This window comes from Streptomyces sp. NPDC026515 (assembly GCF_055567595.1).
Genome location: NZ_JBVHQD010000010.1, coordinates 77313 through 96638, shown reverse-complemented (window position 1 = coordinate 96638; position 19326 = coordinate 77313). Strand labels below are relative to the sequence as shown.

Annotated in this window: 21 protein-coding genes and 4 pseudogenes; 11 read left to right on the top strand and 14 right to left on the bottom strand. The window is 72.2% G+C overall.

Annotation, left to right across the window (positions count from 1 at the left end; genetic code table 11):
• Window positions 1–213: 213 nt before the first annotated feature.
• Complete coding sequence (locus ACZ4O3_RS22165) at window positions 214–846, top strand: LysE family transporter (protein WP_385001093.1); 633 nt, start codon at window positions 214–216, stop codon at window positions 844–846.
• 16 nt (window positions 847–862) lie between these two features.
• Here ACZ4O3_RS22165 and ACZ4O3_RS22160 read toward each other — a convergent pair.
• Window positions 863–1286, bottom strand: a pseudogene (locus ACZ4O3_RS22160) (nuclear transport factor 2 family protein).
• A 179-nt stretch (window positions 1287–1465) separates the two neighbouring features.
• Between ACZ4O3_RS22160 and ACZ4O3_RS22155 the strand changes: the two are divergent.
• Complete coding sequence (locus ACZ4O3_RS22155) at window positions 1466–1915, top strand: nitroreductase family deazaflavin-dependent oxidoreductase (protein WP_467723776.1); 450 nt, start codon at window positions 1466–1468, stop codon at window positions 1913–1915.
• A gap of 95 nt (window positions 1916–2010) precedes the next feature.
• On the opposite strand, the gene ACZ4O3_RS22150 is transcribed toward ACZ4O3_RS22155, so the two are convergent.
• The gene (locus ACZ4O3_RS22150) at window positions 2011–3078 is read right to left on the bottom strand and encodes a cation diffusion facilitator family transporter (protein WP_385001085.1); all 1068 of its coding nucleotides are present in this window, start codon (window positions 3076–3078) and stop codon (window positions 2011–2013) included.
• A gap of 21 nt (window positions 3079–3099) precedes the next feature.
• Between ACZ4O3_RS22150 and ACZ4O3_RS22145 the strand changes: the two genes are divergently transcribed.
• Together ACZ4O3_RS22145 and ACZ4O3_RS22140 are read left to right on the top strand one after the other, a co-directional pair.
• The gene (locus ACZ4O3_RS22145) at window positions 3100–4116 is read left to right on the top strand and encodes a glutathione S-transferase family protein (RefSeq protein WP_467723774.1); all 1017 of its coding nucleotides are present in this window, start codon (window positions 3100–3102) and stop codon (window positions 4114–4116) included.
• A gap of 16 nt (window positions 4117–4132) precedes the next feature.
• Window positions 4133–4438 (top strand): DUF4235 domain-containing protein, encoded by a 306-nt coding sequence (locus tag ACZ4O3_RS22140; RefSeq protein ID WP_362724225.1) that lies wholly within the window; start codon window positions 4133–4135, stop codon window positions 4436–4438.
• Window positions 4439–4444: 6 nt separating this feature from the next.
• On the opposite strand, the gene ACZ4O3_RS22135 is transcribed toward ACZ4O3_RS22140, so the two are convergent.
• The gene (locus ACZ4O3_RS22135) at window positions 4445–4837 is read right to left on the bottom strand and encodes a VOC family protein (RefSeq protein ID WP_362724222.1); all 393 of its coding nucleotides are present in this window, start codon (window positions 4835–4837) and stop codon (window positions 4445–4447) included.
• A gap of 51 nt (window positions 4838–4888) precedes the next feature.
• Window positions 4889–5389: pseudogene (locus tag ACZ4O3_RS22130) on the bottom strand (TetR/AcrR family transcriptional regulator C-terminal domain-containing protein); the annotation flags it as partial.
• Between the two features lie 54 nt (window positions 5390–5443).
• On the opposite strand from ACZ4O3_RS22130, the gene ACZ4O3_RS22125 reads away from it, so the two are divergent.
• Window positions 5444–7078: an amidohydrolase gene (locus ACZ4O3_RS22125; protein ID WP_467723771.1), complete on the top strand. Its 1635-nt coding sequence runs from the start codon at window positions 5444–5446 to the stop codon at window positions 7076–7078.
• Here the strand turns inward: ACZ4O3_RS22125 and ACZ4O3_RS22120 are convergent.
• From ACZ4O3_RS22120 to ACZ4O3_RS22100, 5 genes are read right to left on the bottom strand one after another with little or no spacing between them, the layout of a single operon-like run.
• Window positions 7066–8334 carry a cytochrome P450 family protein gene (locus ACZ4O3_RS22120; RefSeq protein WP_467723770.1) on the bottom strand — a complete coding sequence of 423 codons (1269 nt, stop codon included), beginning with the start codon at window positions 8332–8334 and terminating at the stop codon, window positions 7066–7068. The genes ACZ4O3_RS22125 and ACZ4O3_RS22120 overlap by 13 nt on opposite strands.
• The gene (locus ACZ4O3_RS22115; protein WP_362732173.1) at window positions 8331–8936 is read right to left on the bottom strand and encodes a GTP-binding protein; all 606 of its coding nucleotides are present in this window, start codon (window positions 8934–8936) and stop codon (window positions 8331–8333) included. Before ACZ4O3_RS22115 ends, ACZ4O3_RS22120 begins: the two co-directional genes overlap by 4 nt.
• Window positions 8917–9327, bottom strand: a complete 411-nt coding sequence (locus tag ACZ4O3_RS22110) for a DUF742 domain-containing protein (protein ID WP_362732175.1) — start codon at window positions 9325–9327, stop codon at window positions 8917–8919. The genes ACZ4O3_RS22115 and ACZ4O3_RS22110 overlap by 20 nt, the downstream gene beginning before the upstream one ends.
• Window positions 9324–9734, bottom strand: coding sequence for a roadblock/LC7 domain-containing protein (locus tag ACZ4O3_RS22105; protein ID WP_362732177.1), 411 nt, complete (start codon window positions 9732–9734; stop codon window positions 9324–9326). Before ACZ4O3_RS22105 ends, ACZ4O3_RS22110 begins: the two co-directional genes overlap by 4 nt.
• Complete coding sequence (locus ACZ4O3_RS22100) at window positions 9731–11554, bottom strand: ATP-binding protein (protein ID WP_467723768.1); 1824 nt, start codon at window positions 11552–11554, stop codon at window positions 9731–9733. The genes ACZ4O3_RS22105 and ACZ4O3_RS22100 overlap by 4 nt, the downstream gene beginning before the upstream one ends.
• A gap of 304 nt (window positions 11555–11858) precedes the next feature.
• On the opposite strand from ACZ4O3_RS22100, the gene ACZ4O3_RS22095 reads away from it, so the two are divergent.
• From ACZ4O3_RS22095 to ACZ4O3_RS22080, 4 genes are all read left to right on the top strand, one after another.
• Complete coding sequence (locus ACZ4O3_RS22095; protein WP_467723766.1) at window positions 11859–12221, top strand: DUF1304 domain-containing protein; 363 nt, start codon at window positions 11859–11861, stop codon at window positions 12219–12221.
• An 8-nt stretch (window positions 12222–12229) separates the two neighbouring features.
• On the top strand, window positions 12230–12793 hold the full coding sequence (locus ACZ4O3_RS22090) for a TetR/AcrR family transcriptional regulator (protein WP_467723764.1): 564 nt from the start codon (window positions 12230–12232) through the stop codon (window positions 12791–12793).
• 107 nt (window positions 12794–12900) lie between these two features.
• Window positions 12901–13851, top strand: a complete 951-nt coding sequence (locus ACZ4O3_RS22085) for an NADP-dependent oxidoreductase (protein ID WP_467723762.1) — start codon at window positions 12901–12903, stop codon at window positions 13849–13851.
• Window positions 13852–14161: 310 nt separating this feature from the next.
• Window positions 14162–14554 (top strand): anti-sigma factor antagonist, encoded by a 393-nt coding sequence (locus ACZ4O3_RS22080; RefSeq protein WP_362727431.1) that lies wholly within the window; start codon window positions 14162–14164, stop codon window positions 14552–14554.
• 28 nt (window positions 14555–14582) lie between these two features.
• On the opposite strand, the gene tuf is transcribed toward ACZ4O3_RS22080, so the two are convergent.
• The 3 genes from tuf to ACZ4O3_RS22065 all read right to left on the bottom strand — a co-directional run bounded on the left by tuf (window position 14583) and on the right by ACZ4O3_RS22065 (window position 17572).
• Window positions 14583–15776 (bottom strand): elongation factor Tu, encoded by a 1194-nt coding sequence (tuf, locus tag ACZ4O3_RS22075; RefSeq protein WP_362727433.1) that lies wholly within the window; start codon window positions 15774–15776, stop codon window positions 14583–14585.
• Window positions 15777–15839: 63 nt separating this feature from the next.
• Window positions 15840–16796: a ribose-phosphate diphosphokinase gene (locus tag ACZ4O3_RS22070; protein WP_362727435.1), complete on the bottom strand. Its 957-nt coding sequence runs from the start codon at window positions 16794–16796 to the stop codon at window positions 15840–15842.
• A 59-nt stretch (window positions 16797–16855) separates the two neighbouring features.
• On the bottom strand, window positions 16856–17572 hold the full coding sequence (locus ACZ4O3_RS22065; protein WP_467723759.1) for an SDR family oxidoreductase: 717 nt from the start codon (window positions 17570–17572) through the stop codon (window positions 16856–16858).
• 30 nt (window positions 17573–17602) lie between these two features.
• Between ACZ4O3_RS22065 and ACZ4O3_RS22060 the strand changes: the two are divergent.
• Window positions 17603–17862 (top strand): annotated as a pseudogene (locus tag ACZ4O3_RS22060) (helix-turn-helix domain-containing protein); the annotation flags it as partial.
• Here the strand turns inward: ACZ4O3_RS22060 and ACZ4O3_RS22055 are convergent.
• Window positions 17805–18128 carry a hypothetical protein gene (locus tag ACZ4O3_RS22055; RefSeq protein ID WP_467723757.1) on the bottom strand — a complete coding sequence of 108 codons (324 nt, stop codon included), beginning with the start codon at window positions 18126–18128 and terminating at the stop codon, window positions 17805–17807. The pseudogene ACZ4O3_RS22060 and the gene ACZ4O3_RS22055 sit on opposite strands and share 58 nt — an antisense overlap.
• Before the next feature lie 214 nt (window positions 18129–18342).
• Here ACZ4O3_RS22055 and ACZ4O3_RS22050 point away from each other — a divergent pair, with 214 nt between their 5' ends.
• The gene (locus ACZ4O3_RS22050; RefSeq protein ID WP_467724047.1) at window positions 18343–18975 is read left to right on the top strand and encodes a DUF4230 domain-containing protein; all 633 of its coding nucleotides are present in this window, start codon (window positions 18343–18345) and stop codon (window positions 18973–18975) included.
• A 14-nt stretch (window positions 18976–18989) separates the two neighbouring features.
• Here ACZ4O3_RS22050 and ACZ4O3_RS22045 read toward each other — a convergent pair.
• A pseudogene (locus ACZ4O3_RS22045) lies at window positions 18990–19202 on the bottom strand (complex I subunit 5 family protein); the annotation flags it as partial.
• Window positions 19203–19326 lie beyond the last annotated feature (124 nt).

Sequence of the window (19326 nt, the reverse complement as noted above, 5' to 3'; positions counted from 1 at the left end):
CGGCCAGATCGGTGAACCGGGTGATCTGGCCGAACCCCACGTGGTCGGGGGACGATTCCACGCCGAAAACGGCTTGCCGGCAGGACGAGGCGGACCACAGGATCTGCGCATGAACACTCCTGACGCCGTGGTGCCGCTGACCTTCGCGACCGTCGCCCGGGGGCGGGTCCAGCAGCAGCCGAGGCGCCCCTGGAGGCCCGAGCCCGCACGCCCGTGACGGCCGCGCTCGTCGCCGGCCTGCTCGCCGGCTACGGGATCGCCGTCCCGGTCGGCGCGGTCGGCACATATCTAGTGTCCCTCACAGCCCGCACTTCGCTGCGGACCGGCGCCTGCGCCGCGCTCGGTGTCGCGAGCGCCGACGGCCTGTACGCCCTGCTCGCCGCGGTCGGCGGGGCCGCGCTGGCGACCGCGCTGCTGCCGGTGCTCGGGCCGCTGCGCCTGGTCTCGGCCCTGGTGCTGGTGGGGCTCGCGGTACGCGGTGCGACGGGGGCGCTGCGCCAGTACCGGGAGCGGCGTCTTTCCACCCGGGCCGAGCGGCCGGTACCCGGTCCCGCACGGGCGTATCTCGGCCTGCTCGGGATCACTCTGCTCAACCCCACGACGGTGATCTACTTCGCGGCGCTGGTGGTCGGCTCCCGTTCCGCCGAGCCGGTGCGGCCGCTGGAGCAGGGCGTCTTCGTCCTCGCGGCCTTCGCCGCTTCCGCGAGCTGGCAGCTGCTGCTGGCGGGCGGCGGCGCGCTGCTCGGCCGGGGCCTGACCGGCCACCGGGGACGCCTGGTCACGGCGCTGCTGTCGAGCTGCGTGATGCTGGGGCTGGCGGCCCGGATGGTGCTGTCGCCGGGCTGAGACCGCCGGGACCCGGTCAGGGCGCGAAGGCGCCGGCGACGGCGAGGCTGTCCTCGTGGACGTGGTGCCGTACGACGAGGCCGTCCCGGACGGTGAGGTGCAGGGCGGATCTGGCGTGATACGGGCGTCCGGTGGGGCGCGCGGTCTGCCGGATCTCGCCGCGCACCACCGCGTCGTCGCCGTCGACCAGCACCCGCTCGACCCGGGTGTCCGCCCGCTCGGGTGCGCGGTGCGCGGCCAGATCGCGGTAGTGGGCGGCGGCTCCGGCGCGGCCGGTGCGGCAGGTGATCCAGGGGGTGTCCCGGCGGTCGTGCTCGTGCCGCGGCCGGTTCAAACAGCCGCCAGTCGGCGTCCTCGGCGTACAGCTCGGCGATCCGCTCGGGGGCGCCGGCGGCGATCCGCCGGAGAAGTTCCGCCACGACGGTACGGGTGCGGGACATCGGCCTGACCTGCCTCGGGTGTTCGGCCGGACGGGGTGTGTCCACGACTGTGCCCGCGTCGTGCGGTACGTGCGATTACCCGTGAGGTAAGGAGGGCCCGGTGTCGTACGGATGATCCGGGGCACTCCCGGTGTTGAATCATGGCGTCAGTCTTGGAAGCGACGAGGGGACGGACCTCAATGCCTCTTGAGGGCGAGTACGAGCCCAGCCCGGCGGCCTGGGTACGCGAGCAGGTCGAGCTGTACGAGAGCTCAGGCGGGACGAAGGGCACGACCCTGATGGACACCGGGATGCCCGTCATCCTGCTGACCACCCTGGGGGTGAAGAGCGGGAAGATCCGCAAGACGCCGCTGATGCGCGTGGAGCACGGCGGGAAGTACGCGGTGGTCGCCTCGCAGGGCGGTGCGCCGAAGAATCCGGTCTGGTACTACAACGTAAAGTCGCAGCCGCTCGTCGAGCTCCAGGACGGGCCGGTCAAGCAGGACATGACCGCCCGTGAGATCACCGGAGCGGAGAAGGCCGAGTGGTGGGAGCGGGCGGTCGCCGCGTATCCGCCCTACGCCGACTACCAGAAGAAGACCGACCGGGAGATCCCGGTGTTCGTGCTGGAGCCGCACCAGGGGAACTGACGGTTCCGGGAATCCTTTCCGGCCGGGGAACGTCGGAATTTAGAAAAATCTGTTTCCCGCAGGCATGAGCCGGCACCCGCCAGGGCAGCCGGAAGTCAGGCCCCGCCGCGTTCCCCCGTCGCGGCGGGGCTTTCCCGTGCCTCCTGCGCCGAGCGGTCGGTCACGTCCAGGAAGATCTGGTCGGTCTCGCCGAACTCCTCGTCCAGGGACCGCTTGATGCGCACCAGGACCTCCTCGACCTCCTCGCTGTCCAGGCCCGGCACCAGGTCGATCCGGGCCGCGACCAGGGTCGCGTCGAGCCCCAGCTTCATCGTGAACAGCGCTTCCACGCTGTCGATCTCGGGCTCCTCCGCCAGCCGCTCACGGATCCTGCCGCTCAGCTCGGGGTCCGCGGCCTCCCCGATCAGCTGGGCGCGGGCGTCGGCGCCCAGCCGGTAGGCCACGTACACCAGCAGGACGCCGATGGCCAGGGAGGCGGAGGCCTCCCACGCGACCTGTCCGGTGACCATGTGCAACGCCATGCCGGCCATCGCGAGAAGCACCCCGAGCACCGCGGTGCCGTCCTCGGCGACGACCGTGCGCAGCGCCGGATCCCGCAGGCCCCGGTCCTCCCGGCGGGCCTGGTGCAGTGCCCGGACCAGCGAGGCGCCCTCGGCGAGCAGGGCGACGCCCAGCACGATCAGGCCCGCCACATAGCCGCTGAGCTTCTCGTCGGCGCCGTTGCGCAGCGCCTCGACGCCCTGGAAGACGGAGAAGCAGCCGCCCATGACGAAGATCCCGACGGCCGCGAGCAGGGACCAGAAGAACCGCTCCTTGCCGTAGCCGAAGGGGTGGCGTTCGTCGGGCGGGCGGCGGCTGCGGCGCAGGGCGGCCAGCAGGAACACCTCGTTGAGGCTGTCGGCGACGGAGTGCGCGGCCTCGGAGAGCAGTGCGGGCGACCCGGCGACGATTCCGCCGACGGCCTTGGCGGCGGCGATCACCAGATTGGCGGCGAGCGCCACGAACACGGTCAGCCGTGTCCCGCGGTCGGCGTGCGACCGGTCCGGCTGCCCTTGCGGTTGTCGTTGCGACGAAGTCCCACTCACCTCGGCCGACTGCCCCGGCCCGGGCTGATCACACGTGCGGGAGCTGCGAATCGGGGAACATCGGGAGACACGGCGCATCAGGCACGTAAGGGAGGCAGCATGAGTGGTGACGGCAGCAACACCTCGCTCGGGCACAAGGCGTTCTCACGGTCCCCCAGTCACTTCGCGGACCGGATCACGGCGGACGGGCGGGACGGCTGGCCGGTGGCGGCCGGGCGTTACCGCCTGGTGGTCAGCCGCGCCTGTCCGTGGGCGAGCCGGGCACTGGTGTCACGGCGCCTGCTCGGCCTGGAGGACGCCCTGTCGCTGGCCGTCACCGACCCGGTCCAGGACGACCGGAGCTGGCGCTTCACCCTCGACCCCGACGACCGGGACCCGGTACTCGGCATCCGGTTCCTCAGCGAGGCCTACGACCGCCGGGAGACCGGCTACCCGGGCGGGGTGAGCGTGCCCGCGGTCGTGGACGTACCGAGCGGGCGGCTGGTCACCAACGACTACCAGCAGCTGACCCTGGACCTGGCCACCGAGTGGACGGCACTGCACCGGGAGGGGGCGCCGGACCTGTACCCGGCCGCGCGCCGGGACGAGATCGACACGGTGATGGCCGAGGTCTACGAGGACGTCAACAACGGTGTCTACCGGGCCGGGTTCGCGCACGAGCAGAAGGTGTACGAGGACGCGTGCACGGCCGTGTTCCGGCGGCTCGGCCTGCTCGCCGAGCGGCTGGCGGGGCAGCGCTACCTGGTCGGGGACACGATCACGGAGGCCGACATCCGGCTCTTCACCACACTGGTGCGGTTCGACGCGGTCTATCACGGCCACTTCAAGTGCAACCGCTGGAAGGTGGCCGAGAACCCGGTGCTGTGGGCGTACGTGAGGGACCTCTACCAGACGCCGGGATTCGGTGACACCGTCGACTTCGACCACATCAAGCGGCACTACTACCAGGTGCACACCGGCATCAACCCCACCCGTATCGTTCCCCTCGGCCCGGATCTCGCCGGGTGGCTGACGCCCCATCACCGGGAGCAGCTGGGCGGCCGGCCCTTCGGGGACGGGACACCGCCCGGTCCGGTGCCGACGGCCGAGCAGGTCGCGGACGCGGGGCGGCCCTGACAACGCGGAGGCAGGCATGGCCAAGCGCAGGAAGAAACCGAAGCTCCCTCTCGTCTACGCGCCGCTCGGCTCTCTGCTGAGCTGGGCCGGCGGCGCGCTGGGCGCACTGGTCTTCCGCCGGACCTGGATGGCACTGCGCGGCGAGGAGGACGCGCCCGACGCCCTGGACCGGGAGCGCGGCTGGGGCGAGGTGCTGCTGGCCGCGGCCCTCCAGGGCGCCGTCTTCGCGGTGGTGCGCAGCGCCGTGGACCGCACCGGCGCCACCGCCATAGAACGCTCCACGGGAGCATGGCCGGCGACCCGCAGGGGCGGCCGGGACTGAGCGGTCTCAGCCCAGCTTCGGCGCCACCGGCGGCAGCAGGCGCAGGGTGAAGGAGTGTCCGGCCGGGTCCGCGTACCCACGTTCCTCGTAGGGCCCGGCCGGCTCCTTGGTGTCGATCGGGCGTCCGCCGAGGCCGACCACCCGCAGCTCGGCCTCGTCGAGGTCCTCGACCAGGAAGTCGAGGTGGGCCTGGAGCGAGTTCTCGGGCCGCGGCCAGCTGGGCGGGGTCGCGGTGACGTCGCGCCGGAAGGCGATCCTGAAGCCGCCGCGGGTACGGATCTCGACCAGGTTGGCCGATGTCTCGCCGTCCTCGGCGTCCAGCAACTCCCGGTAGAACACTGCGAGTTTCTCGGGCTCGGCGCAGTCGAGCACCACGACGGCCGCGTTCACCAATGCCATGCTTCCTCCCTGGACAGGTCCTTGGAGTGCGGATGTCCCCGGCCGCCGGATTCAGTCCCGCAGACGCGTCCGGATCAGGCGGGCCTCGGCCTCCGCCAGGAGCAGGTCCAGGGCGGCCGGGTAGGAGCTGTCCCCCATCGGGGCCACGAGGTGGCGGGCGGTGGCCGCGATGTTCGGGTGGGTGGCGGCGGGCAGCCGGGCGTAGGTCGCCCGCCACACGTCCGCCTCGGCCTCACGGGCGGGCTCGGGCAGGGCGGTGTTGGCGGAGTCGAGGGCGCTGTAGGCGAGGGCCTGGTCGACGAAGGCGTGGTGGACCCGGACCGCCTCCGCGTCCGGGAAACCGGCGCCGCGCAGCACCCCGAGTATGGTCTCGACGGCCTGGATCTCGTACGCCCGTCCGGTCACCCGGTGTGCGCTGAGCACCGCCGCCCGGGGATGGGCGAGAGCACCCGCGTGCATGCGCAGGCCCAGGTCGCGCAGGGTACGGCCGATCAGCTCGTCGGCGACGGCCGGCATCAGGTCGTCGGTGTGCCGGAAGTAGCGGTAGAGGGCACGGACGCCGACGCACCCCGGCTGCTCACGACCCCCAACTGAGGAACAGGAACGATGTACGCAGATCTGCTCTTCACCGGCGGCCCCGTCCTCACCCCCGAGGGCCCGGCGGACACCGCCGTCGCCGTCACCGGCGAACGCATCACCGCCGTCGGCCCCGCCGCGGGACTGCGGGAGCTGACCGGACCTCGCACCGAGGTGGTCGATCTCGCCGGCCGGCTGCTGCTGCCCGGATTCCAGGACGCCCATGTACATCCGGTGCCGGCCGGCCTGGAGCTGAGCCAGTGCGACCTGACGGGACGGCGGACCGCCGCGGAGTCCGTGGCCGCCGTACGCGCCTATGCGAAGGCGCATCCGGAGCGGGTGTGGATCCTCGGTGGCGGCTGGTCCATGGAGGCCTTCGAGGGCGGTACCCCGAACCGGGAGCTGCTGGACTCCGTCGTACCGGACCGGCCGGTGTACCTGCCGAACCGGGACCATCACGGGGCCTGGGTCAACAGCCGGGCCCTGGAGCTGGCCGGGATCGACCGTGACACGCCCGACCCGGCCGACGGGCGGATCGAGCGGGACGCGTCCGGCGTGCCGAGCGGCACGCTCCAGGAGGGGGCGATGCGGCTGGTCGGCCGGCTCGCGCCGGCCGCCACCCCCGCGGACCGGCTCGCGGCTCTGCTGCACGCCCAGCGGTACCTGCACGCGCTGGGCATCACCGCCTGGCAGGACGCGTTGGTCGGGGACTTCCTCGGCATGGACGATCCGGCGCAGGCGTACCTGACGGCGGCCCGGGACGGTTCGCTGACCGCGCGGGTGGTGGGCGCGCTGTGGTGGGACCGGGCACGCGGTGCCGAGCAGATCCCGGAACTCGTGCAGAAGCGGGCGGCGTTGAGCCATGGGCGGTTCCGGGCGGGCACGGTGAAGCTGATGCTGGACGGGGTCGCCGAGAACGGCACGGCCGCCCTGCTCGACCCGTACCTCGACAAGTGCGGCTGCGCCACGGCCAACCGCGGCAAGAGCTTCATCGACCCGGAGCAACTGCCGAAGTACGTCACGGAGCTGGACGCCCTGGGCTTCCAGTGCCATTTCCACGCGCTGGGTGACCGGGCCGTACGGGACGCGCTGGACGCCGTGGCGGCGGCGCGGGCCGTCAACGGCCCCAGCGACACCCGGCCCCATCTGGCGCATCTCCAGGTCGTGCACCCCGCCGACGTACCGCGCTTCGCACGGCTCGGCGCGACCGCGAACATCCAGGCGCTGTGGGCCGCGCACGAGCCGCAGATGGACGAGCTGACGATCCCCTTCCTGGGTCCGGAACGGGCCGGCCGGCAGTACCCGTTCGGGTCGCTGCTGCGCTCCGGGGCGCGGCTCGCGGCCGGCAGCGACTGGCCGGTGAGCAGCCCGGACCCGGTCCAGGGCATCCATGTCGCGGTGAACCGGGTCGAGCCCGGCGGCGACGCGCCGGTGTTCCTGGCCGGGGAGCGGCTCGGGCTCCGGGACGCGATCACGGCGTACACGGCCGGATCGGCGTACGTGAACCACCTCGACGACACCGGCCGGGTGGCGGCCGGGGCGCTCGCGGACCTGGTGGTCCTGGACCGCGACCCGTTCGCCGGGGACCCCGAGGACATCGCGGACGCGCGCGTGACGCACACCTACGTGGGAGGCGCTCGGGTGTACTCGGCTCAGGGGGACTGAGCGGCGGCGGCCCGGGGGTCGAACTCGACCGGCAGGCTGTCCAGCCGGGACTCCCACGTGGAGGCGGTCGAGGTGAGTTCCTCGGCCGCGACCGCGAGCCGGAGCCCGGGCAGCCGGTGCAGCAGGACGTGCACGGCCGTCTCGACGATGCCCTGGCCGATGTTCTGTCCCGGGCATTCGTGCGGTCCGGCGCCGAACGCCAGATGGGCGTGGTTGCCGGCCACGGAGACCCCGGGGTCCGGGCGTATCAGCGGGTCCGCGTTGCCGGCCGCGAGGCCGGGCAGCAGCAGATCGCCCTCCTTGACCGGGCACTCGCCGAGTTCCAGGTCGCTGGTGGCGAACCGGCCCGGCAGGACGGCGAACGGCGGGGAGTTCCACATCACCTCCTCCAGCACCGAGGTGATGTCGAGTTCACCGCTGACCAGCCCGGAGTGCAGCCCGGGGTCGGTGAGGACCGCCTCCAGCACCCTGGCCAGCAGATTGCTGGTCGTGGTGTGGGCGGTGACCAGCACCGACCGCAGAAGCTGGACACTCTCGTCCTCGCCGAGCCGCGCGTGGTGGGCGATCAGCCCGGTGGCGAAGTCGGCGCCGGGCTCCGCCCGCTTGCGGGTGGCGAGTTCGGCGAGGACGGCCACGATCCTCTCGTTGTGCGCGAGGGCGTCCGCGCCGCCTGCGACGACCTCGGCGCTGGACTCGGCGAGGGTGCGTCCCTCGCTCTCGGCGAGCCCGAAGACGCGGGTGAGCACCAGCATCGGCAGGTACGCGGCGAAGTCAGCGACCAGGTCGGCCCGGCCGGCGTCCGCGAAGGCGTCGATCTGCTTGCCGGCGAAGTGCGTGACGTGACGGCGGATCCCCCGCCCGGCCACCGCCGCCAGGTTGTCGGTGACCGCGGCGCGCAGTCTGCGGTGCGGTCCGCCGTCCTGGGAGACGCAGTCGGCGTGCCCGCCCACCATCTGCATCAGCGGCGAGTCCTGCGCTACCCGGCCCTCCCGCCGGTCCCGCCAGACCCGGGAGTCGCGGGCGAACTGGAGCGGGTTCTCCAGCACCCGCCGGTTCTCCCGGTACCCGAGCACCAGCCAGGCGGGCACGTCGCCCTCCAGCAGGACCGGGGCCACGGCGCCGTACCGTGCGCGCAGCCGCTCGTGGACGGCGAGCGGGTCCATGGCCGCGTCGGGTCCGTAGAGTCTGGTGACGCCGGTGCCGTGGGCGGCCGGGCAGCCTCCGGCGGCCTCCGGATCGGGCGGCGGTGTGGTCATCGGGGCTCCAGGGCGACGGGCGGACGGTCCCGCAGGTACTCGACGAGCGCGACGAGCACATCACGGCTGGAGGCGCGGTCACGGGCGTCGAAGGCCACGACCGGGATGTGCGGGGCGACGTCGAGAGCGTCCCGGATCTCCTCGACGGGGTGTTCCCTGGAGTCAGGGAACATGTTCAGGGCGACGACGAAGGGCACGTCCTGCCGCTCCATCTCCTCGATCGCCCGGAAGCTGGACGACAGCCGGCGCGTGTCCACCAGCACGACCGCACCGAGCGCGCCCTTGAACAGGCCGTTCCACAGGAACCAGAACCGCTCCTGGCCGGGCGTGCCGAACAGGTACAGCACCAGGCTCTCGTTGAGGCTGATCTTGCCGAAGTCGAGGCTGACGGTGGTCTCGGCCTTGTCCGCGACGCCGACGAGCGGGTCCACGCCGGCGCTGGCCCGGGTGAGGGTCTCCTCGGTGGTGAGGGGCCGGATGTCGCTGACGGAGCCGACCATGGTGGTCTTCCCGGTGCCGAACCCGCCGGCGATCATCACCTTGACCGAGCGGGTCCCCCCGGTGCCGGGGTCACCGGGCCGCTCAAATCCCTTCCAGTCCATTGAGTACCTCCTGGAGCAGCGCGAGGTCGGGCCCGCGTCCGGCGTGGTGGGCCGGGATGGGGTCGCGGGCTTCGATCCGTCCCGCCTCCAGCAGATCGGACAGCAGCACCGCGACGATGTTGAAGGGCAGTCCGAGATGGGCACTCAGCTCGGCCACCGACAGCGGTCGACGGCAGCGCCGGAGTATCTCCTCGTGCTCGTACTGCATCCCCGGGGCGGGGGCGGTGCGGGACACGACGAGCGTCGCCACGTCGATGCCGGAGGCCGGCCCGCCCGGTCCGCTGCGTCCTCCCGTGAGGACGTAATAGCGTTCGAGTCCGTGGGGGTCCTCCCTGCCCGAAGGGGGCCGAGGGCTCGGGGGAGGGTCCGCCGGCCGGCCGGGTGCGCTCATCCAGAGTGCTCATCCAGGCGCCGAGAGGTGCCGAGCAGCTCGCCCATCCGGCGGGACACGTCCCTCATCTGGTGCCCGAGCAGCCCCTGGTCGAGGCCTTCCCGGGCAAGGACCCCGAGATACGTCTCCACACCGGCCCGTACGACGAAGAGATGACCGCCGTCGACCTCGATCATCGCCAGCCGCAGCTGCCCCGCGTACCGGGGGAACTGCTCGGCCACCGGCTGGGCCAGTGCCTGCAGTCCGGCCACCACGGCCGCGAAGCGGTCCACGTCGTCGGGGTCGTCGGCGCCGAAGGAGGTGATGGCCTTGCCGTCGCTGGAGGCCACCAGCGCGAAGCGGATCTCCGGAATGCTCTCCACCAGATCGCGGAGCGCCCAGCTCACGTCGGTTCCCTGTTGCGTCATGCGGACCAGTCGCTCTCTTCAGTGCGGTGCCCGGCGGGACCGCGTCCGGCGGCGTCATCGGCGCCGGACGGGGTCGTGGGCGCCGCTGCTACGTCTTGTTCTCCGGCCGGCTCCACCTCGCCGTCCGTCCGCTCGTCCGCCCCGGGCGCGCGGCCCGCGGCGGCGAAGGCGGCCAGACCGGCGAAGGACTCCTCCGACGGGACCGCGGTGAACGCGGTGACCTCCGCGCGGGCGGGGCGCGCCTCGGACCGCTCCTCCTCCGTACGGAGCCGGGGGCGCCGCCGGGGCAGTCCGCCCGGGGTGGTGTCAGGGGTCTCGCCGGACTCCGGCCGGCCGTCCGTCTCGGCCGCGCCCGGGGCGTGCGCCCGGTCCGGGGCGGCGCCGGCGGAGGCCGCCGCCGCGGGGGTCCGGGCGACGGGCAGCGGGCCGAAGTACTTGTGCGGGACCACGACGACCACGGAGGTACCGAGCCACGGCGAGTCCGCGAAGGTGACCCGGATGCCGTAGCGGCGGGCGAGGATGCCGACGACCCGCAGGCCGATGGTGGCGTCCTCGGAGATGCCGCCGATGCCCGGTCCGGCCCCGGTGCCCGCCAGGGTCTGCTCGGCCTCGCGCTTCTTCTCCTCGCTCAGGCCCTTGCCGGAGTCCTGGATCTCGATGCCGACACCGTTCGTCACCGCTTTGCCGGAGACGACGACCCGTTCGGTGAGCGGCGAGTAGCGGGCCGCGTTGTCCAGGAGGTGGGCGAAGATCAGCGTGAGATGGTCCACCAGGCCGCCGTCGACGCCGAGTTCGGGCAGGTGCCGGACCTCGACGCGGTGGAAGTCCTTGATCCGGCCGACGCCGCCGCGGACCACGCTGAGCAGGCGCTGGGGCTCCTGCCACTGGCGGCCGGGGCGGTCCGAGCCGCCGAGCACGCCGATGCTGGCGGCGAGCGAGTCGGCGGGGCCGAGCTCCTGGTCGAGCTCCATGAGACCGCGCGCCACGGCGGGCAGCCGGCCGTGCTCGCCCTGCATCTCGTGCAGCCGGCCGCGCAGTTTGCTGGTCAGGACGTGGATGCGGTTGCCGATGCTGATCACGGCCTGCTCGGCGGACGTGGAGCGGTTGAACTCCTCCTCCACGCCGATCAGCGAGGTGCGCAGAATGCGGCGCAGGTCGGCCTGGAGCTCCTTGTCGACCCTCGCGCACTGCTCGGTCGCCGGCAGCAGGTCGTCGACGGCCTCGCCGTCGCGCAGCCGCCTCAGCGCCTCGGGCAACTGCTCCTCGGCGAGCCGGGAGATCGCGGCCCGCTCGTGGGAGAGCTGCTCCTGCCAGACCTCGGCCTGGTCGGCGAGCTGCGCCTCGGCGGACTCGACCTGGGCGACCAGCCGCTCCTCGTAGGCCCGTGTCTGCTCGGCCAGTTGAACGTCGTAGTGGGCGGTCCGCTCACCGAGCCGGGACTCGAAGGCCGACGCCTGCTCACGGAGCTGCGCGTCGAACGCGGCCGACTGTTCGGTCAGCTGGTCCTCCAGCGCGGCGCGCTCGGCGGAGAACTTCCGCTCCAGGCCCACGACATGCTGCTGCCACTGCTGCGCCTGCTGGGCCTGCGCATCGCGGTACGCCCCCTCGGCTCGGCGCAGCCGGCCCTGCGAACGGATCAGCAGCCGTACGCACACGGAGCTCGCCGCGGTGGCCGCAGCGCCGGCGACGGCCGCGGTGACGTGCTCGGAGCTCATGAAGGTGGCAGTGACCGTGCCTCCGCCCAGGGCGAGCGGCATCAGCCACCAGCCGTACCAGGCGACAGGGACCCGTGCCGCCGGCCGCGAAGTGGCGAGTTCCATCTGCATCCTTCTGAGCAACACGATCGAACAACAGCGAACAGGGGGCATTGCGCGATGACCGCGGCCACGAGTGCGCGCCGCGGGACGGGCCTCACGACGGAGGCGCGTCAACTCGCTGCGACGCACGGAGCCTATCGGGTTTGAACCCGAAAGGATCAACCTCGACGAGTAGAGGAAGTGAGGGTTCGGTCACTCTCCGCCAGTTGACGACAAAGCAACAAATACCCATACCGGCGCGAGAATTGCTGGTCATCTGTCCAGCTACAGTGGACACCTGTCCAAGAAATGGGGAGGATCCGCGATCATGGAGATCCTGGCGAACGTGCTGGTCGGCCTGATAGCCGCGCTGCACGTGTACATCCTGATGATGGAGATGTTCCTGTGGCAGAAGGGGCCGGGAATGCGCTTCCACGGTTTCGACGCGGAACTGGCCCGGCGCACCGCACCGCTGGCCGCCAACCAGGGCCTGTACAACGGGTTCCTGGCGGCCGGGCTGGTGTGGGGGCTGGTGGCGGCCGACCCGACGGGCTTCCGGGCCCGGCTGTTCTTCCTGTCCTGCGTGGTGGTCGCGGGGGTGTACGGCGCGGTCACCGCCAACCGGCGGATCCTGTTCGCGCAGGCGCTGCCCGGCGCCCTCGCCCTGGCCGCCGTCCTCGCCGCCCGGTGACCGGCCCGGTGCCCCGCCCCGCGGCCGGGGACCCACGGGCCGCCCGGACCCGGGCGCGGCTGCGGGCGGCCCTGCTGGCGGAGTGCGCCGAACGGCCGCTGGCCGAGGTGGGGGTGGCCGCACTGACCCGCCGTGCCGGGGTTGGCCGGGCCACTTTCTACGTCCACTACGACGGCCTGGAGGCGCTGGCGGTCGACGCCTGCGCGGACGTGGTGCGGGACGCCGTGGACGCGCTGCACGCCTGGCGGGGCCGGCCGGATCCGGTGCACGCGCCACCGGCCCTGCGGGACTTCTTCGCGGGGCTGGTTCCGCGCGCGGCCCTGTACCGGGAGCTGCTCACACCGGGCGGCGGCGGCCCGCTGGGCCGGGTGCTGCACCGGGACCTGCGGGCCCGCAGCCTGGCCGAGCGCGAGCTGGCCGGCGCGGCCGACGCCCCGCTGGTCGCCTCGGCGGTGGCCGCCACCTTCGCCGGGGTACTGGCGGACTGGCTGCACGGCCTGCTGGACACCGGCCCCGACGACGTGGCCGACCAGGTCTGGCAACTGGTGGTCGCCCTGCACATGAGCCGCTGAGAGGTCCGGCGGCGGGGGTGCACCGACGCCAGGGCTGGCACGATTCCATCGAAGGTTGGCCATCGTGCCATTTCCCGGCCGGGCGGGTTCCGGCAGGCTGGGTCACCATGAGCAATGTGAACACGATGCGCGCGGTCAGTCAGGACGTCCTCGGCGGCCCCGAGGTCCTGAAGGTGGTCGAGGCGGCCCGGCCGCGGCCGCGCCCCAACGAGGTGCTGGTCCGGGTGCGGGCCGCCGGACTCAACCCGACCGACTGGAAGCACCGCGAGAACGGCGGCTTCCTCGGCGACCCGCCGTTCGTCCTCGGCTGGGACGTCTCCGGCACGGTCGAGGAGACCGGGATCGGCGTGGCCGCCTTCAAGCCGGGCGACGAGGTCTTCGGCATGGTGCCCTACCCGTTCGGCCACGGGACCCACGCCGAGTACGCGATCGTCCCCGCCCGTGCCCTGGTGCGAAAGCCGGCCGGGATCGACCACGTCCAGGCGGGCGCGCTGCCCCTGGTGTCGCTGACGGCCTGGCAGGCCCTGGTGGAGAACGCCGACATCCAGCCCGGTCAGCGGGTGCTGGTCCACGCGGCGGCCGGCGGGGTCGGCCATGTGGCGGTGCAGATCGCCAAGGCCCGCGGCGCGTACGTGATCGGCACGGCGAGCGCCGCCAAGCACGACTTCCTGCGCGAGATCGGCGTGGACGAGCCGGTGGACTACCGGTCCGTCGACGTCACGGAGACGGTACGGGACGCCGACGTCGTGCTCGACACGCTCGGCGGGGACACCTCGGTGGCCTCGCTGCGGGTGCTGCGGCCGGGCGGGATCCTGGTGTCGATCCTGCCGGTGGGCTCCGCGGAGCTGTACGAGGAGGCCGAGCGGCTCGGGGTGCGGGCGGTGCGGATGCTGGTGGACGCCGACCGCGCCGGGATGCGGGCGGTCGCCGACCTGGTGGAGCGGGGGCAGCTGCGCGCCACCGTCGCCGGGACCTTCCCGCTGACCGACGCCGCCAAGGCGCACGAGGTGGGCGGCACCGGCCGGACCACGGGGAAGCTGGTCCTGGTGGTGGACTGACCCCCGAGGGCTCAAGAGCCGGATGATGGGCACGGGCATGATGATCATGCCCGTGCCCATCTCTGCGATCGGGCGGGTGCGGTCGGCGGGAGGGGCGGGCGCTCCGCTCGGCGTGGCCCGGCACGCGCTTTCTCGGCGGGGTGGCAGCGCTCCCACGTGCCCGTTCGCCGACTGTCGCGCACGCCACAGAAAATGACGCACCAAACCAGCAGACATATGTCAATCGAACATGCTCAAATTCCCTCCATCGAGGGTAACTTGCAAGGCGGGTAACGGAATTGGACCGGCTGGGGTGGGAGGTGATGACGTCGTGCGCCAGGAACCCCGACCGGACACCGGGACGCTCACCCGGCACCTGCGCATCCGCCAGGACCGCGGATGCACGGTGCTGGAGTTCCGGGGCGAGATCGACATCGCGGCGGCGACCGAGATGGCGCCCTATCTGGACCGGGTGACCGCCCGGGAGAGCACCCGGGTGGTGATCGACCTGCTGCCCGTCGAGTTCTTCGACTGCTCCGGGCTGCGGCTGCTGTACCGGGCACGCGGCCGGGTGCTGGAGCGCGGTGGACAGCTCCAGCTGGTGTGCGCGCACCCGCTGACCCTGCGGGTGCTGAGGGTGACGGGACTGTCGCAGCTGCTGCCGCCACTGGCGACGCTGGACGCGGCCCTCGGCCGGCCCGAGGCCACGTCCGGTACGTTGTGACGCCGTCCGAGGCCGGCCCGGGTGAGGACTACTTGAGAATGCCGGTCACCTGACCGGCGCCGACCGTCCGTCCGCCCTCGCGGATCGCGAACTTCAGCCCCTCCTCCATCGCGACCGGCTGGATCAGCTGGACGCGCACCGTGGTGTTGTCGCCCGGCATCACCATCTCGGTACCCGGCGGCAGCGTGACGACCCCGGTCACGTCGGTGGTGCGGAAGTAGAACTGGGGCCGGTAGTTCTGGAAGAACGGGGTGTGCCGGCCGCCCTCGTCCTTGGAGAGGATGTACGCCCGGGCCTCGAACTCCGTGTGCGGGGTGACCGATCCGGGCCGGATGACGACCTGGCCCCGCTCTACGTCGTCCCGCTTGACCCCGCGCAGCAGCAGACCGACGTTCTCCCCCGCCCGGCCCTCGTCGAGCAGCTTGCGGAACATCTCCACGCCGGTGACGGTGGTCCTGGTCCTCTGCGGGTGGATGCCGATGATCTCGACCTCGCTGTTGACCCGCAGCACGCCGCGTTCGATCCGGCCGGTGACGACCGTGCCCCGGCCGGTGATGGTGAAGACGTCCTCGATCGGCATCAGGAACGGCCGGTCCACGTCCCGCACCGGCTCGGGCACGAACTCGTCCACGGCGTCGAGGAGTTCGAGCAGCGCTGTGGTCCATCGCGGGTCGCCCTCCAGGGCCTTGAGCGCGGAGACCCGGACGACCGGGACGTCGTCGCCGGGGAACTCGTACGCGGTGAGCAGCTCGCGCACCTCGAGCTCCACCAGCTCCAGGATCTCCTCGTCGTCGACCATGTCGGTCTTGTTGAGCGCGACGACGATGTACGGCACGCCCACCTGCCGGGCCAGCAGGACGTGCTCCTTGGTCTGCGGCATCGGCCCGTCGGTGGCCGCGACCACCAGGATCGCCCCGTCCATCTGGGCGGCCCCGGTGATCATGTTCTTGATGTAGTCGGCGTGCCCCGGGCAGTCGACGTGGGCGTAGTGCCGCCGCTCGGTCTGGTACTCGACGTGCGCGATGGAGATGGTGATGCCGCGCTGCCGTTCCTCCGGTGCCTTGTCGATCTGGTCGAACGGGGTGAACGGATTGAGCTGGGGGAACTTGTCGTGCAGCACCTTGGTGACGGCCGCGGTGAGGGTCGTCTTGCCGTGGTCGATGTGCCCGATGGTGCCGATGTTCACATGGGGTTTCGTCCGCTCGAACCTGGCCTTCGCCACTGGGGCCTCCCGTCCGCCTCGGTACGCCGAGCGCGGGTCAGCGCTTGAACTCCTCCTTCCTGTCTAGACGTTGCGCGGCTCGTCGAACAGGGCGCTCACGGACTCACCGTTGTGAATACGGCGTACGGCCTCGGCCAGGGCCGGGGCGATGGACAGGATCCGCAGTTTGTCGGTGTGCTCCTCGAAGGGCACCGGCACGGTGTTGGTGCAGACGATCTCCAGCACGTCGGGCTGCTCGCTCAGCCGCTTGAGCGCCCCGGCCGCGAACAGCCCGTGCGTGCACGCGATCCGGATCGACCGGGGCGGCCCCAACTCCCGCAGCCGCTCCAGCAGTTCGATCACCGTACTGCCCTTGGCGATCTCGTCGTCGAGCACGATGACGTCCCGGTCGGCCACGTCTCCGATGACGGAGCTGATGATCACCCGGTCGTCGGCGAACCGCTGCTTGGCCCCCGCCGCCACCTGGGCGCCGATCAGCCGGGCGAAGGCCGCGGCCTCCTTGGCGTTGCCGAGGTCGGGCGAGACGACGGTGGTGCGCGACAGGTCGTAGCGCCGGAAGTGCACGGCCAGCTCCCGCAGGGCGTGCAGATGGTCGACAGGCACCGAGAAGAAGCCGTGCACCTGCGGGGCGTGCAGGGTCATGGCCAGAACCCGGCTCGCACCGGCGGCCACCAGCAGGTCGGCGACGAGGCGGCCGCCGAGCGAGATGCGCGGGGCGTCCTTCTTGTCCGAGCGGGCGTAGGAGTAGTGCGGCATGACGACGGTGATCCGGCCGGCGGAGGCACCCCGGGCCGCGTCGCACATCAGCAACAGCTCCACCAGGTGTTCCTGCACCGGCCGGACCAGGGGCTGGATCAGGAAGACGTCCCGCTCCCGGCAGTTCGCCTGGAGCTGTACCTCCAGACAGTCGTTGGCGAACCGGCTGACCCGCGTCGGACTGAGCGGCACCCCGAGGTGCGCGCAGACCTCCTCGGCCAGCTCGGGATGGGCACTGCCGCTGAAGACGGCGATGTCGCGCACGATCCGCTCCTCGCATGATCAATACGGGCTACGTGCTCATGCTACGGACCGTCGCGCTCTCACCACGGAACGGGTGTGCCGTCCCAGGAGAAGAACCCGCCGCTCGGCCCGTCGTCGGGCAGCAGCGCCAGCCGTACGGCGCCGCGCGCGGCCTCGGCCGGATCGCCGCCTCCCCCGGCCGCCCCGGGGACCAGGTCGGTGGCCCGCCGCCCCGGGGCCAGGGCGTTCACCTTGATGCCGTCCCCGGCCAGCTCCTGGGCGTAGAACACGGTCAACGCGTTGAGCGCGGCCTTCGAGGAGCGGTAGGCGGCGGACCGGGGGCTGCCGTGCGCGAACTGCGGATTGGGCCCGGTGCTCCAGGTGAGGGACGCCGTGCCGCTGGAGACGTTCACGACGCGTGGGTGGGCGGAGCGGCGCAGCGCGGGCAGGAAGGCGTTGGTGACCGCGACGACGCCGAAGACGTTCGTCTCGTAGGTGCGCCGGAGATCCTCGACGCCGGTCCCGGCGGGCGGACCCGTGACCGGCTGGACGCCGGCGTTGTTGACCAGGACGTCCAGGCGGCCGACGCGGGCGGCGGCGCGCTCGATGCTGCCGGGATCGGTGACGTCGAGGACCAGGAGCCGCGCGTCGCCACCGATCTCGGCCACGGCCCGCTCACCGTGCTCGATGTCCCGCGACCCCACGAGGACGCCGAAGCCCGCCTCGGCGAGAAGCCGGGCGACATGGAAGCCGATGCCCTTGTTGGCACCGGTGACGAGTGCTGTGCGATCGTTCATGACGGCCACGTTTCCCCGGCCGGGTCCGCCCTGCCAGGGACCGTCCGTACCAGGCAGCACCGGGAGGGCAGTGGTACGGCGAGGACCAGGCAGGAACTGGCCCGCTTCCTGCGGGAGCGCCGGGCGGCGCTGCGTCCGCGGACGGTGGGGCTCGCGCCGGGCACCGGTGCGCGCCGTACTCCCGGCCTGCGCCGCGAGGAGGTCGCGGCGCAGGCCCATGTGTCCGCGACTGCTACACCCGTCTGGAGCAGGCTCGCGGGCCCAGCCCTTCCTTTCGCGTCCTGGACGCCCGCTGATGGTCCGGACCGTCCTGGTTCACCAGCCCGTCGGCGTCGCTCAGCAGGTTCGGTACGGCGAGCAGCGGCGGGGCGTCCTCGGCGTTCAGGGAGCTGCGGTCGAAGCGCTGGTCCATGAGCACCTGACGGACGTCGTGGTATCGGGTCACGAGCCGCACCGGGGTGCCGGCCGCCAGTGTCCCGAGCCGGGGCGGGCCGGACTCGGGACACGTCGTGCGGTGCATCGGACAAAGGGGCCGAGAGGTGCTGTCTGCGGTCATCCGGGGCTCCTGGCACGCCGACGGCAGGTCACTCCACGCTGAAGCGTGTATCAGTCGTGCGTCAGCTGTCTCAATCGGCCAACAACGCGGTCTGGCAGGGCGTTCGGCGGGCATTGGTGTCGTTGGAAAGGAGGACCGTCACATGGCGAGTTCCACCAAGGAGAGCAAGGAGACCTCCGAGAAGGAGACTCCGGTCAAGGCCCGGCCCCGGCGCATGCCCGGTTGGGCGAAGCTGTTCACCGCGTTCGTGCTGGTGCTCGTGGTGCTGTTCGCCGGGATCAAGCTGGCGGTGCTACCGGGCATCAAGGATCTGTTCGGCACGGAGACCCGGGACAACACGGGCCCCACGCTGCTGAAGTCGATCCAGGACATGAGCCGTTACGACGCGGCGTCGGGCAACTTCCAGGTCGTCGTGGACCTGGAGAAGGACGCCAAGTACCTGCCGAGCGCGATCCGCGGCACCCGCACCCTGTACGTCGGGGCGGGCAACGTCGACTCCTACGTCGACCTCGGGAGGATCGGCGAGAAGGACGTGAAGGTCAACGACGACCGTACCGAGGCCACCATCCGGCTGCCGCACGCGCAGCTGGGCAAGGCCACCCTGGACGCCGACCACTCCTATGCCGTCTCCAAGCAGCGAGGTCTGCTGGACCGGCTCGGAGACCTGTTCTCGGACAACCCCAACAGCGAGCAGGCGGTGCAGAAGCTGGCCGTGAAGCACATCTCGGACGCGGCCAGGACCAGTGGTCTGACCACCCGGGCCGAGACCAACACCACCGACATGCTGGAGGGGCTGCTGCACTCCCTCGGCTTCACGGAGGTGCACGTGTCCTACGGCACGGTCTGACCGGAACCGGGTGATCAGCCGCCCAGCACGCCCGGGAGGGCCAGCGCCCCGAGCGCCGCGGCGCCGACCAGCAGCCAGGCCACGTAGTCCCCGACGTGCCCGGACTGCAGGCGGCGCAGCGGCAGCGCCCGGCCCCGGACCGCCAGCAGGCCGGGGCGGGTGACCGCGAGGGCGGCCACAGCGACGGCCAGGAGCGTGGAGAGGCAGCCCAGCAGGACCCCGGGGGGGGGGCAGGGGGAGGGCCCCCGGGGGCGTGTCCCCTTTCACGGGGTTGGGCAGGGCGCCGGGGAGGAAGGGGAGAGACCCACCGCAAAGGAGGCAGCCAAAAAAGGGGGGGGGGAACCGGGTCTC